The 12,731-nt window shown below is 74.0% G+C and carries 12 protein-coding genes; 7 read left to right on the forward strand and 5 right to left on the reverse strand.

The genetic code is table 11. The features are described from left to right. Nucleotides 1-181: 181 nt before the first annotated feature. The gene (locus IF27_RS04680) at nucleotides 182-1,207 is read right to left on the reverse strand and encodes an ATP-dependent 6-phosphofructokinase (protein ID WP_052848044.1); all 1,026 of its coding nucleotides are present in this window, start codon (nucleotides 1,205-1,207) and stop codon (nucleotides 182-184) included. 225 nt (nucleotides 1,208-1,432) lie between these two features. Here IF27_RS04680 and pta point away from each other — a divergent pair, with 225 nt between their 5' ends. From pta to pyk, 3 genes are read left to right on the forward strand one after another with little or no spacing between them, the layout of a single operon-like run. After that, nucleotides 1,433-3,589: a phosphate acetyltransferase gene (gene pta, locus IF27_RS04685; protein ID WP_052848045.1), complete on the forward strand. Its 2,157-nt coding sequence runs from the start codon at nucleotides 1,433-1,435 to the stop codon at nucleotides 3,587-3,589. Further along, on the forward strand, nucleotides 3,586-4,788 hold the full coding sequence (locus IF27_RS04690; protein WP_052848046.1) for an acetate kinase: 1,203 nt from the start codon (nucleotides 3,586-3,588) through the stop codon (nucleotides 4,786-4,788). The genes pta and IF27_RS04690 overlap by 4 nt, the downstream gene beginning before the upstream one ends. A gap of 36 nt (nucleotides 4,789-4,824) precedes the next feature. Further along, complete coding sequence (pyk, locus tag IF27_RS04695) at nucleotides 4,825-6,255, forward strand: pyruvate kinase (RefSeq protein WP_052848047.1); 1,431 nt, start codon at nucleotides 4,825-4,827, stop codon at nucleotides 6,253-6,255. 235 nt (nucleotides 6,256-6,490) lie between these two features. Here the strand turns inward: pyk and IF27_RS04700 are convergent, their stop codons facing one another. After that, nucleotides 6,491-7,426 (reverse strand): GlxA family transcriptional regulator, encoded by a 936-nt coding sequence (locus tag IF27_RS04700; RefSeq protein ID WP_052848048.1) that lies wholly within the window; start codon nucleotides 7,424-7,426, stop codon nucleotides 6,491-6,493. Nucleotides 7,427-7,498: 72 nt separating this feature from the next. Between IF27_RS04700 and IF27_RS04705 the strand changes: the two genes are divergently transcribed. The 4 genes from IF27_RS04705 (at nucleotide 7,499) to IF27_RS04720 (ending at nucleotide 9,846) form a co-directional block, all read left to right on the forward strand. Further along, entirely contained in the window at nucleotides 7,499-7,834 is a 336-nt protein-coding gene (locus IF27_RS04705; RefSeq protein ID WP_052848049.1) for a cupin domain-containing protein, read from the forward strand. A 425-nt stretch (nucleotides 7,835-8,259) separates the two neighbouring features. Continuing rightward, entirely contained in the window at nucleotides 8,260-8,688 is a 429-nt protein-coding gene (locus IF27_RS04710) for a hypothetical protein (protein ID WP_052848050.1), read from the forward strand. A gap of 46 nt (nucleotides 8,689-8,734) precedes the next feature. Then, a complete protein-coding gene (gene gvpO, locus IF27_RS04715; RefSeq protein ID WP_223290917.1) occupies nucleotides 8,735-9,076 on the forward strand; it encodes a gas vesicle protein GvpO in 342 nt (113 codons plus the stop codon). Continuing rightward, entirely contained in the window at nucleotides 9,073-9,846 is a 774-nt protein-coding gene (locus tag IF27_RS04720; RefSeq protein WP_052848052.1) for a GvpL/GvpF family gas vesicle protein, read from the forward strand. The genes gvpO and IF27_RS04720 overlap by 4 nt, the downstream gene beginning before the upstream one ends. A 10-nt stretch (nucleotides 9,847-9,856) precedes the next feature. Here IF27_RS04720 and IF27_RS04725 read toward each other — a convergent pair whose 3' ends face one another. The 3 genes from IF27_RS04725 to IF27_RS04735 form a co-directional block, all read right to left on the reverse strand. After that, nucleotides 9,857-11,233, reverse strand: a complete 1,377-nt coding sequence (locus tag IF27_RS04725; protein WP_052848053.1) for a hypothetical protein — start codon at nucleotides 11,231-11,233, stop codon at nucleotides 9,857-9,859. Further along, nucleotides 11,223-11,792 (reverse strand): DUF6114 domain-containing protein, encoded by a 570-nt coding sequence (locus tag IF27_RS04730; protein WP_223290918.1) that lies wholly within the window; start codon nucleotides 11,790-11,792, stop codon nucleotides 11,223-11,225. Before IF27_RS04730 ends, IF27_RS04725 begins: the two co-directional genes overlap by 11 nt. A 185-nt stretch (nucleotides 11,793-11,977) precedes the next feature. Next, nucleotides 11,978-12,592 (reverse strand): DUF6230 family protein, encoded by a 615-nt coding sequence (locus IF27_RS04735; protein ID WP_052848055.1) that lies wholly within the window; start codon nucleotides 12,590-12,592, stop codon nucleotides 11,978-11,980. Between the last annotated feature and the right edge of the window lie 139 nt (nucleotides 12,593-12,731).

Genomic DNA, 12,731 nt, shown 5'->3' on the forward strand with positions numbered 1-12,731 from the left:
CCCGGGCTCCCCCTCTCCTTCTGCTGACGTGTGCCTGTCCTTGCGGTGTCCAGGTCACTGTCGCGAAGAGGGCTGTCAGTGTCCGCACAGGGCGCTGACAGCGGCGAGCCCGCCGTGTCAGCGGCCGTCGGCCGGGGACAGGACGGGCTCGGGTCGGGAGGTCAGGAGGCGGGGCGGCGTGTCAGAAGACGGCCTCGGTCTCGTCCATGCGGTTCTGCGGGACGGTCTTCAGCTCCATGGTGGCGCTGGCCAGCGGGGTCATGACGATCTCGGTGCCGCGCAGCGCCGTCATCATGCCGAACTCACCGCGGTGCGCCGCCTCCACCGCGTGCCAGCCGAAGCGGGTGGCGAGGACGCGGTCGTACGCGGTCGGGGTGCCGCCGCGCTGGATGTGGCCGAGGATCACCGGGCGGGCCTCCTTGCCCAGCCGGTGCTCCAGCTCGGCGGCCAGCCGGTTGCCGATCCCGGCGAACCGCTCGTGGCCGTACGGGTCGATCTCGCCGCGCTCGTAGGGCATGGAGCCCTCGGCGGGGCGGGCGCCCTCGGCGACGCAGATCACGGCGAACTTCTTCCCGCGCGCGAAGCGGTCCTCGACCATCTTGCACAGGTCGTCCACCTGGAAGGGGCGCTCCGGCACGCAGATGCCGTGGGCGCCGCCCGCCATGCCCGCCTCCAGGGCGATCCAGCCCGCGTGCCGTCCCATGACCTCGACGACCATGACGCGCTGGTGCGACTCGGCGGTGGTCTTCAGGCGGTCGATGGCCTCGGTGGCGACGCCGACGGCCGTGTCGAAACCGAAGGTGCGGTCGGTGGCGGAGATGTCGTTGTCGATGGTCTTGGGGACGCCGACGACGGGGATGCCCGCGTCGGACAGCATGCGGGCCGCCGTGAGCGTGCCCTCGCCGCCGATCGGGATCAGCGCGTCGAGGCTGAGCTTGCGGCGGAACGCCTCGGCGTTGTCGCAGGCGTCGCGCAGCCGGGTCCGCTCCAGGCGGCTGGAACCGAGAATGGTGCCGCCGCGCGCCAGGATGCCGCTGACCTCGTTGATGTCGAGTTCGCGGTAGCGGCCTTCGAGCAGGCCCTTGAAGCCGTCCTCGAAACCGATGACCTGGTCGCCGCGATCGACCACGGCGCGGTGGACGACCGACCGGATCACGGCGTTGAGACCGGGGCAGTCACCGCCTGCGGTGAGAACTCCGATTCGCATGGTGGTGCTCTCCTGCTCGCTAGGAACTGGGCTCGCTGGGACTGGTGTGCCGCGCCTTCGGGGCCGCGGGAATTCTTTCACGGTCACGTGGGTGCCCGCCGGGGCCTTCCCCAGGTCCCACCGCGCGCGGGCCGCCCCCGCGCGGGTACGGTCGGGAAAGACTGCCCGCGGTGCCTCAAGGCGAGCTTGCCACGCGTGGGCCGGGAAGCGAACAGGGAGGGGACCGTGACGCGCAGCGTGTACGTGACCGGGATCGGCCGGGGCGACGGCCGCCAGGTGGTCGAGCTGGGGGTCATGGAACTGCTCACCAGGCAGGTGGACCGCGTCGGCGTCTTCCGCCCGCTGGCGCACGAGGGCCCCGACCCGGTCTTCGACCTGCTGCGCGGCCGGTACCGGCTGACGCAGCCCCCGTCCGAGGCGCGCGGCATGGCGTACGCGGACGCCGCCGTGCTGCACGCCGAGCGGGGCACCGACGAGCTGGTGGGGCGGCTCGTGGACCGGTTCCACGAGGTGGCGCGCGGCTTCGAGGTGATGCTCGTCCTCGGCACGGACTACGCGGACACGCAGCTCCCCGCCGAGCTGGCGCTGAACGCCCGGCTGGCCAACGAGCTGGGCGCGCCGGTCCTGCCGGTGATAGCGGGCCCGGGCCAGAACGCCGAGTCGGTCGCCGCCGAGGTCCGCAACGCGCACCACGCGTTCACGTCGCTCGGCTGCGACGTCATCGCCATGATCGCGAACCGCGTCGCGGAGGACGAGGCGGCCGAGGCCGCCCGCGAGCTGGCCGGGCATCTGCCGGTGCCGGTGTGGGTGCTGCCCGAGGACCCGGTGCTGGCGGCGCCGACCGTGGCGCAGGTCGCGGACGCGCTGGGCGCCCGGGTGCTGCTGGGCGACGCGACGGGCATGGCCAGGGACGCGCGCGGCTTCGTCTTCGGCGGCGCGATGCTGCCGACGTTCCTCACCGCCCTGACGGAGGGCTGCCTCGTCATCACGCCCGGCGACCGCGAGGACCTGGTCGTCGGCACGCTGGCCGCGCACTCGGCGGGCTCGCCGCCCGTCGCGGGCCTGCTGCTGACGCTGGACGAGCGGCCCTCGGCGCGCACCATGGCGCTCGCCGACCGGCTGGCGCCGGGCACGCCCGTGCTGCTGGTGCCCGACGGCTCGTTCGCCACCGCCGCCGCCCTGTCGGGTCTGGAGGGCAAGCTGACGGCGGCGACGCCGCGCAAGGCGGAGATCGCCCTCGGCCTCTTCGAGACCCGGGTGGACACCGCCGCGCTCACCGAACGGCTCTCGGTGGCGCGCGGCGACCGCGTGACCCCGATGATGTTCGAGCACGAGCTGATCGAACGGGCCCGCGCCGACCGCCGTCACGTCGTGCTGCCCGAGGGCGAGGAGGAGCGCGTGCTGCGCGCCGCCGAGGTGCTGCTGCGGCGGGGCGTCTGCGACCTGACGCTGCTCGGCGACGAGGCGGTGATCCGCAAGCGCGCCGCCGACCTCGGGCTCGACCTGCGGTTGCGCGGCCCCGACGAGCTGCCCGAGCACCCCTCGGCCGCGCCCTGGGCCCGCGTCGTGGACCCGCGCGTCTCCCCGCTGCGGGAACGGTTCGCCGACGTGTACGCCGGGCTGCGCGCGCACCGGGGCGTCACGCAGGAGCTGGCCTGGGACGTCGTCTCCGACGTCTCCTACTTCGGCACGCTGATGGTCCGCGAGGGCCTGGCGGACGGCATGGTGTCCGGCGCGGCCCACTCGACGGCGGCCACGATCAGGCCCGCGTTCGAGGTGATCAGGACGAAGCCGGACGCGTCGATCGTCTCCTCCGTCTTCTTCATGTGCCTGGCCGACCAGGTGCTCGTCTACGGCGACTGCGCCGTCAACCCCGACCCGGACGCGGCGCAGCTCGCCGACATCGCCGTCCAGTCGGCGGCGACGGCGGAGCAGTTCGGCGTCACGCCGCGCATCGCGATGCTGTCGTACTCGACCGGCACCTCGGGCACGGGCGCGGACGTGGACAAGGTCAGGGAGGCGACGGAGCTGGTGCGCCGCATGCGGCCCGACCTGCGGATCGAGGGGCCCATACAGTACGACGCGGCGGTCGAGCCGACCGTGGCGGCGGCGAAGCTGCCGGGCTCGGCGGTCGCGGGGCAGGCGACCGTGCTGATCTTCCCCGACCTGAACACGGGCAACAACACCTACAAGGCCGTGCAGCGTTCGGCGGGCGCCGTCGCGGTCGGTCCCGTCCTCCAGGGCCTGCGCAAGCCGGTGAACGACCTGTCGCGCGGCGCCCTCGTCCAGGACATCGTGAACACGGTGGCGATCACCGCCGTGCAGGCGCAGAACGAACGGGGCGGCGCGCCGGGCGCCGCGGGCGAGGAGAACCGACCGTGACCGAGGCGACCCGTGTGCTGGTGCTCAACTCAGGCTCTTCCTCGGTGAAGTACCAGCTGCTCGACATGCCGGGCGGCACCCGCCTGGCCACGGGCCTGGTGGAGCGGATCGGCGAACGCTCGGCCCGGCTCGTGCACACCCCGTCCGGCGGGGAGCGGCGCGAGCGCGGCGGGCCGTTCCCCGACCACCGCGCCGCCCTGCGCGCGGCGGCCGAGGAACTGGCGGCGGACGGCACCGGCTTCGACTCCCCGGCGCTCGCCGCCGTGGGCCACCGCGTCGTGCACGGCGGGGACCGCTTCACCGGGCCCGTGCGCGTGGACGACCGGGTGATCGCGGAGATCGAGGCCCTCGTGCCGCTGGCGCCGCTGCACAACCCGGGGAATCTGGAGGGGATCAGGACGGCGGGCGCGCTCAGCCCCGGCGTGCCGCAGGTGGCCGTCTTCGACACGGCGTTCCACACGACGATGCCGGAGTACGCCTGGCGGTACGCGATCGACGTGCGCACCGCCGACGAGCACCGCGTCCGCCGCTACGGCGCCCACGGCACGTCGCACGCGTACGTCTCGCGCCGCACGGCCGAGCTGCTCGGGCGGGCGCCCGAGGACGTGAACGTGATCGTCCTGCACCTGGGCAACGGCTGCTCGGCGGCCGCGGTGGCGGGCGGACGGTGCGTGGACACGTCGATGGGCATGACGCCGCTCGAAGGGCTGGTGATGGGCACCAGGTCGGGCGACATCGACCCGGCCGTCGTCCTGCACCTGGCGCGGAACGCCGGGATGTCGGTGGACGCCATCGACGCCCTGCTCAACCGGCGTTCCGGGCTCCTCGGCCTGTGCGGGGACAACGACATGCGTGAGGTCACGCGGCGGGCCGGGGACGGCGACGAGGCGGCGCGGCTGGCGCTCGACGTCTACGCGCACCGGCTGCGCAAGTACGTCGGCGCGTACACGGCGGTGCTCGGGCGCGTGGACGCCGTCGCGTTCACGGCCGGGGTGGGCGAGAACTCGGCGCCGGTCCGCGCGGCGGCGCTGGCGGGCCTCGGCGGGCTGGGCCTCGTGGTCGATCCCGACCTCAATACGGCACCGGGGCGCGGTCCCCGGTTCATCTCCCCGCAGTACGCTTCGGTCGCGGTCGCCGTGGTGCCCACGGACGAGGAACTGGAGATCGCGGGCCAGGCTTACGATCTGGTCAGCACCTGAATTATTCCACCACGGAACAAACGATAGGATCGCTTCATGCGCCGTTCCAAAATCGTCTGCACGCTGGGCCCCGCCGTGGACTCGTTCGACCGCCTGAAGGCGCTCATCGAGGCGGGGATGAACGTGGCCCGCTTCAACTTCAGCCACGGCTCGCACGCGGAGCACGAGGAGCGGTACCACCGCGTCCGCAAGGCCAGCGAGGAGACCGGCCGCGCGATCGGCGTCCTCGCGGACCTCCAGGGCCCGAAGATCCGCCTGGAGACGTTCGCGGGCGGCCCGGTGGAGCTGAAGCGCGGCGACGAGTTCACCATCACCACCGAGGACGTGCCGGGCGACCGCACCATCTGCGGCACCACGTACAAGGGCCTGCCGGGCGACGTCGCCAAGGGCGAGTCGATCCTCATCAACGACGGCAACGTCGCGCTCCAGGTGCTGGAGGTGGACGGGCCGCGCGTGCGGACCATCGTCATCGAGGGCGGCGTCGTCTCCGACCACAAGGGCATCAACCTGCCGGGCGTCGCCGTGAACGTCCCGGCGCTGTCCGAGAAGGACATCGAGGACCTGGAGTTCGCGCTGCGGCTCGGCGCCGACATGATCGCGCTGTCGTTCGTGCGCAACGCCGACGACGTGCGCGACGTGCACCGCGTGATGGACCGTGTGGGCCGCCGCGTCCCGGTCATCGCGAAGGTCGAGAAGCCGCAGGCCGTGGACAACATGGAGGAGGTCGTCCTGGCCTTCGACGGCGTCATGGTGGCCCGGGGCGACCTGGCGGTGGAGTACCCGCTGGAGAAGGTCCCGATGGTGCAGAAGCGCCTGATCGACCTGTGCCGCCGCAACGCCAAGCCGGTCATCGTCGCGACCCAGATGATGGAGTCGATGATCGAGAACTCCCGCCCGACGCGCGCGGAGGCGTCCGACGTCGCCAACGCGATCCTGGACGGCGCGGACGCGGTGATGCTGTCGGCGGAGTCGTCGGTCGGCCGCTATCCGATCGAGACGGTCAAGACGATGTCCAAGATCGTCATCGCGGCCGAGGGCGAACTGCTCTCGCGCGGCCTCCAGCCGCTGGTGCCGGGCAAGAAGCCGCGTACGCAGGGCGGTTCCGTCGCCCGCGCCGCCGCCGAGATGGCCGACTTCCTGAACGCCAAGGCCCTCGTCGCCTTCACCAAGTCGGGCGACACGGCCCGCCGCCTGTCCCGCTACCGCGCGGTCCAGCCGATCCTCGCCTTCACCTCGGAACCGGCCACCCGCAACCAGCTCACGCTGAGCTGGGGCGTGGAGACGACCGTCGTGCCGAACGTGAACCACACGGACGAGATGGTCGAGCTGTGCGACGCGGAGCTGTCGCGCCTGGGCCGCTACGAGTCCGGCGACACCATGATCATCACGGCGGGCTCGCCCCCCGGCATCGCGGGCACGACCAACATGGTCCGCGTCCACCACATCGGCGGCCACCAGGGCGTCTGAGCCCGGGAGCCCGGGGCCCGGCGGCGGACACGTCACGCCGCCGCGGCCGTTGGACGCGGGCAGGGGTTCCCGCCTCAGGTCGGCCGACCGGGACAGGGGGACGGAAAGGCTGCCGCGGCGTCGCCGGCGCGGCGGGTGCGCCTCGGGCCTTGTCCCCGAGGGGCCCGCAGGACGCTCCGGCGCACCCGAACCGACGACGGCTCCCGACGCACGTCACCACGCCCTGTCCGGCGGATCAGGGGGCCCGGAACGCCCGCCGGTAGGCGCCAGGGGTCGTGCCCGTCCGGGCGCGGAAGCGGCGGCGCAGGTTGACCGCGGAGCTGAGGCCGACGCGGGCCGCGATCGCCTCGACCGGCAGGTCCGTCTCCTCCAGCAGGGTGCGCGCCGCGGCCACCCGCCGGGAGAGCAACCACGCACCCGGGCTCGTGCCGAGCTGGGCGGCGAAGCGTCGGGCCAGGGTGCGGGGCGAGACGCCGAGGCGCGCGGCCAGGTCGTCCACCGACAGCGGTGTCCCAAGGCGCTCGTCAGCCCACGTGCGCAGGTCGTCGAGCGCGCCCCCGGGTGGTGGAGCAGGCACGTACGGGGCCTGGCCGCCCTCGCGATGCGGCGGCAGCACCATGTGGCGCGCGAGCAGGGCGGCGTACGCGGCCCCCTGGTCGTGCCGGACCAGATGCAGGCAGAGGTCGAACCCCGCTCCCGCTCCGGCACTGGTGGCGACGTCACCGTGATCCACGTAGAGCCTGTCCGGCTCCACGCGCACCCGGGGGAACTCACGCCGCAGTTGGTCGGCGCGCGACCGGTGCGTGGTGGCCGAGCGGCCGTCCAACAGTCCCGTGCGGGCCAGCGCGAAGACCCCCGAGCAGATGGTGACCAGCCGTGCCCCTCGCGCGTGCGCCCGCAGCAGCGCGCGGCGCACGGGGTCGGAGAGCGGCTCTTCCACCGGTCTCCAGCCCGGGATGATCACGGTGTCCGCGTCCTGCAGCACGGACAGGCCGTGCACCACGGCCATCGGGTACCCGCCCGTGGTCGGCACGGGGCCGGGTCGCTCCGCGCACACCTCGAATGCGTAGTGCCGCGGCATCCCCGGCCGCTCCGTACCGAAGACCTCGATGGCGCAGCCGAGCTCGAACGGCGACTGCACCGGCCCTATGAGGGCCACCACGCGATGCATGGCACGAAAGTACCCCATGGTGTCCTCACGCTCTCTGTCCTGCCGCCGCCTGCGCGCGGCACTGTTGCAGGCATGCACCCCGAGATCCTCGCGCAGGAGGGCTACACCTCCGCCTCTGTCGATGAATCCCCGGTCCGTGAGCTGTTCCCCGGGATACGGCTGCGTCCCCTCTGGCAGGGACCGACCGGCGAGCACGCGAACGTACTGGTGATGGAGGCGGGCGCCTCCTGGCCGCACCGGGACGTCCACGAGCCCGGTCCTGAAGAGGTCTACGTCGTCGCAGGCACCTTCAACGACGGAGCACGCGACTACCCGGCCGGCACGTTCCTGCACGCCCCCGCCGGGTCGTGGCACGTGCCCTCGACCACCACCGGCTGCACGCTGTTCCTCTTCTACCCCGCGGGTTAGCGGTCCGCCCGATCGAACAAGGGCGGAGCCGAAGTCGGGCCGGCACGAGCGACTTCTTCGCACGGCCGGGCCGGCAACGGCTCACCGCCTTCACGCTCCTCGCGCGCGCGACGAGCCCCTGACACGGCTCTCCCCCGGCGACGACCACAGGGAGTGGGACGAGGACGGGCGGCTCCTCTCCCCCACCGCTCCTGGCGGTGGGGGAGCTCGCCGTGGGAGATGTGCGACCGACCGGTCACCTACGATGGCCGCAGGCCGGACGCCGCCCAGGAGCCGGAGTACGCGTGCCGGTCGCACATGTGGACGCGAACGCGCCGCATCCCGACCCCTCGACGCGGCGGTCGCGGAACAGGCGGGCCGGAGAAGTGGCGCCGCCGCCCCGGCCGGACGCGGCGGCCGACCGTGCGGTATCCGGGAGGACGGCGATGAGCGCGATCGTGGCCCTGTGGGCGCGGGCCGAGCTGCCGATCAAGGACGGTCTCCACCTGGCGTCAGGGATGTCGGTGGCGGTGGAACTCGCGCCGGGCACCACGTCCGGCGTCCGGTTCCTCGAACCCTTCGACCCGGAGGCCGAACTGCGGGCGGATCCCGAGTGGGTGACGTCGATCGACATCACCAGGACGCTCCCGCTGGACGGCGGCGCCCGCGTCCTGTGCTGCGGCGACGGCGCGTACGGCTCGGAGGGCTTCGTCGCCTCCACGCGGGGCGACGGGGCGCTGGAGTGGGTCATGTACCTCCAGGACTCCGATCCGTTCGTGGAGATCACTTCCGACGGCCGCCACGCGACGTTCCTGTCCACGTCCGGTGTGCGGGTCACACTCGACGCCGCGAGCCCTTGGTCGCCCATGCCCTGAGAAACAGGACGTTTGGGGTGGCGGTGGGCGAGAACCCGCATGGTGCATGGCACGAGAGACGAGCGGGACGACGGTGGGCGACGGCCACGGCGCGGACGGGACCGGCGCGGGCCTCGCGCGGGCCGTCCTGGAGATGCTCCGCACGGCGGGCGCCGAGTTCACCGCGCTGACCGGGCTGCGCGCCGAGGCGGTGACCCGGCTCGAACGGCACGGCGACGGCTGGCTGGTGGAGGCCGAGGTCGTCGAGGCGCCGGGGCGGGCCCGCGCGCCCGACGTCCTGGCGGCGTACGAGGTCACCACAGGGTGGGACGGCCGACTGCTCCGCTGCCGCAGGACACGGCGCTTCACGCGCGGTCCTTCCGCACACGAGGGGAGAACGGAACGATGAGCACCTATGTCTACGGCATCACCCACGCCGGGCTGCCCCGGCTCCCGGCGGCGCTCGCGGGCGTGGGCGACCCGCCGCGCGCGGTGCGCGTCCTGCGCGCGGGCGGGGTGGCGGCCGTCGTGAGCGACTGCCCCGAGGGGCTGCGGCCGACGCGCCGCGCCCTGTTCGCGCACCAGCGCGTGCTCTCGTCGGTGTCGGGCGCCGCCACGGTGCTGCCGCTGCGCTTCGGCAGCGTCGCGCCGGACGACCGCGCCGTGCGCGCCCTGCTCACCGGCCGGTCGGGGCCCCTGCGCGAGCAGCTCGAACTGGTCGCGGGGCGCGTCGAGTTCACCGTGCGCGGCATGCATCTGGAGGACGTGCTGCTGCGGGGCGTCGTCGCCCGTGACCCCGAGATCCAGCGGCTGGACGCGGCGGCGCGGGCCAGCGGCGGCGGCACGTACACCGAGCGCAGGCGGCTCGGCGAGCTGCTGGCCGAGGCGGTGGAGGCGCAGACCGGGCGGGACGTCGCGGCGGTGCGGGACGGGCTGGCGCCGCTGGCCGCCGCGTGCCGGACGGGCCCCGGGGGCGGCGGGCTGGCGCTGCACCTCGCGTTCCTCGTGGACCGCGACCGCGCGGCGGACTTCCTGACCACCGTGCCGCGGCTCCAGGAGCGGCTGCCGCATCTCGAACTCGGCGTCAACGGGCCGCTGCCGCCCTACGGCTTCGCGGGGACGGCCGGGTTCGCCGGGCTGTTCGCCTCGGCCGGGTCCCGGCCGCTCGCCGCCGCCTGACGGAGGGCCGTCAGCCGGGGCCCGCGCCTGCGCCGGTGTCCTGGGCGGTGCCGCGACCGCCGCCGGGGACCGTCGGGCCGTCCTCCGTGGTGTAGATCTCCATGCCGTGCAGCGTGAGGTCACCGCCGAACTGGCCCGCCTGGTGGACGAAGACGTCCGTGAAGAAGGCGAACGCGATGTCGAGCGGCGGCTCGTGCTCCGGGTCGAAGACGATGGGGATGACACCGAAGAGATTGCCTTCGAGGCGCTCGGTGTACATGGTCACCCGGCCGTTCCTGAACGTCGAGTTGGAGCCGGTGGCGGTGCCGACGTGGTAGCGCAGCGCGCCCTCGCCGTCCACGATCTGGTGGAGGTCGCCGACGTCGAGCTGGTCGGCCGTGAACTTGAGGGCCTGCTTGGTGCCGCCGCCCGCCGTCGTCACGTTCACGACGCCCTCGTAGTCGAGGCCGCGCAGGGTGAGGTAGGTCGCCTCCAGGTACCAGCCCTCGTCGGGCAGGACGACCGGCAGGGCCTCGTCGGAGCCGGGGACGCTGCGCTCCTCGGGGCACGGGTACGGCAGGCGGCCCTGCGCGTCGGGGGCGAACGGGTCGGCGGGCGTGGCGTCGTCCTCGCCGCCGCTGCCGGTCGTGCCGGACGTGCCCGACGTGCCCGACGTCTCGTCCGCCCCGGTGTCGTCAGGGGCGCCCTGTGCGGGCTCCTCGGGGAGCCCCGGGTCGCCCGAGCCCTGCTCGTCCGCCGGGTCCTCGGGGGTCTCCGCCGGATCCTCGGGGCGGCCGGGCTCGGACGGCGCGGCGGGGGGCGGCGTGGCGCCCTCGTCGGTGCCGCCGCCCGAGCCGCCGTCGGCGCCGCGCCCCGGCGTGAGGAGGTCGCCGACGGCGTGCCCGAGGTCGGACAGGCCCTGGCCGAGGCCCAGCGGGTCCCACGGCTCACCGGTGTCCTCCGGCCGGTCCTCGGGCGCGGCGGCGTCCTCCGGCCCCGGCGCCCGGCTCCCGGTGGCCTCCGTGGGCCCCGTGTCCTCGACGGGCCGCTCGTCGGGTTCCGCCTCATCGACCGGCGCCGTGGGGTCGGGATCGGGGTCGGCGTCCGCGTCCGGCGCGTCCGCCGCGCCCTGGTCCGACTCCGGCTCCGGCTCCGGCTCCTGCTCCGGCCCCTGCTCCGCCGCGCCGTCGGTCTCCGGCTCCGCGCCGTCCGGCATCTCGACGCACGGCCGGTCCTGGAACGGATTCGGCGGCTGCGGCTCCGCCTTGGCGAGGGGCGAGCCGATGCCGATGCCGAGCAGCGCGGCGGAGGGCATCGCGGCCAGCGCGATCGCCTTGCCGACCGGCGTCCGCAGCCGGCTGCGCAGCGTCCGCCGGGCGGCCGTCGCGGCTATGTCCTCACTCGGCACGGTCGCCGTCCTTCCCCGGATGCCCCGGCGGCCGTCCGCCGCCCCTGGGCACGGCGCCCCCGAAGCGCGCCAGCGCGCTCCCGGTGCCGGGCACGCGCGCGGGCGGCACCAGGCCGGGCACGGCCGCGGGCGGGGCGGGCGGGGCCGACGCGGCGGCGGGGGCGGGAGCGGGGGCCACGTCCCCCGCGGCGGGCAGGGGTGTCCCCGGCACCCAGGCGACGCTCATCGCACCGCCGACCATGCCGAGGAGGAAACCGATCAGCCCGCCACCGAAGTTGGCGACGACGAGCGAGACGAGGGAGAGCAGGATGGCCGCGACACCCGCGAATATCCGCACATGCGGCTGGAACCATATGGTCAGCCCGAGCACGATGAGGAGCACGCCGATGACCACGGCGCTGGCACCGGCCGTCGTGGACATCCGCACGTTGAGCTGGCCGAGCGTCAGGTTGGCGTAGGGCAGCCAGAGGATCGGCACACCGGCGGTCCCGACGTACAGGCCCGCCCAGAACGGCCGCCGCCAGCGGAAGTTCCGGAAGGCGACGCGGCCTCTGCGCAACGGCGAAGCGGCTGGCCGGTCTTCGGCTTCGACAGTCACAGTACGTACTCCCCTGGTGGCGCGTTCAGTAGCGGGATGCACGATACGGCGGCCGGACCCGCCGTGCGCGGGCGCCTCCGCCCCCTGGCCGGGGCAGGGACGGGAACGGTGGCGTCCGCCGCCCCGGCACGCGGGTCATCGGCCCGTCAGAAGCATTCGTCGTCGTCGCCGGTGTGCAGGCTGAGGCTCAGGTCGGAGAGGGTGAACGTCCCGGCCGACGTGCCGTAGGCGATCTGCTCGACGTCGGTGAGGACGGCGCCCTCGGCCTCCTGGGCGAAGGAGTCGGAACGGGCGCTCCCGTCACCGTCGCGGATGCGGCCGGTCGATCCGGTGCTGACGCCGATCCGCATGTTGCTGAACGTGGCGTCGGCGTCGAGTTGGGCCACGTCGATGAAGAGGTTGTCCGCCAGCACCGGATCGCCGTCGGCCCCGGCGGTGATCCGCAGGGTGATGTCGCCGACGACCGGGAGCGAGATGACGACCGACTGACACAGGTCGGTGATCTCGGCGTGGTCGAACGCCGAGACGGCGACCGCCCGTTCGCCTTCCCCGGCGGCGGTGATCACCGTGCCGTACTGGACGAACCCCTCGCCTTCGAGGCGCGCGAGGCGCACCTTGAACGCGTCACCCGACATGCTCAGCGAGGTGGCGAGGGCACCGGAACTGACGGCGACGCCTATGGCGGCTGTGGCGGCCACGCTCGGCACCATGACCAGACCGAACCGCCGCCATCTGGTGCCGCCGCGAGCCTGAGACTCCATGAGAATCCTCCTTTTCGGACAAGCATCCCCGGGGCTCCCGGAGAGCCCGTGGTTCCGCAAGCCGTCCGGCGCCTGGAGAGGAGAAGCGCGATGCCGCCGGTCCGCACACCGGCGCCAGCCACGGGCCGCCGGTGTGCGC

This window comes from Streptomyces avicenniae, from assembly GCF_000719135.1.
Taxonomy (GTDB): domain Bacteria; phylum Actinomycetota; class Actinomycetes; order Streptomycetales; family Streptomycetaceae; genus Streptomyces; species Streptomyces avicenniae.

What these genes read in the sequence shown, in the direction of transcription:
- IF27_RS04710 (WP_052848050.1), top strand. Translation starts at nt 8,260, where the DNA reads ATGAGCGCGATCGTGGCCCTGTGGGCGCGGGCCGAGCTGCCGATCAAG.
- IF27_RS04720 (WP_052848052.1), top strand. Translation starts at nt 9,073, where the DNA reads ATGAGCACCTATGTCTACGGCATCACCCACGCCGGGCTGCCCCGGCTC.
- IF27_RS04735 (WP_052848055.1), bottom strand. Translation starts at nt 12,592, where the DNA reads ATGGAGTCTCAGGCTCGCGGCGGCACCAGATGGCGGCGGTTCGGTCTG.
- gvpO (WP_223290917.1), top strand. Translation starts at nt 8,735, where the DNA reads ATGGCACGAGAGACGAGCGGGACGACGGTGGGCGACGGCCACGGCGCG.
- IF27_RS04705 (WP_052848049.1), top strand. Translation starts at nt 7,499, where the DNA reads ATGCACCCCGAGATCCTCGCGCAGGAGGGCTACACCTCCGCCTCTGTC.
- IF27_RS04680 (WP_052848044.1), bottom strand. Translation starts at nt 1,207, where the DNA reads ATGCGAATCGGAGTTCTCACCGCAGGCGGTGACTGCCCCGGTCTCAAC.
- pyk (WP_052848047.1), top strand. Translation starts at nt 4,825, where the DNA reads ATGCGCCGTTCCAAAATCGTCTGCACGCTGGGCCCCGCCGTGGACTCG.
- IF27_RS04700 (WP_052848048.1), bottom strand. Translation starts at nt 7,426, where the DNA reads ATGCATCGCGTGGTGGCCCTCATAGGGCCGGTGCAGTCGCCGTTCGAG.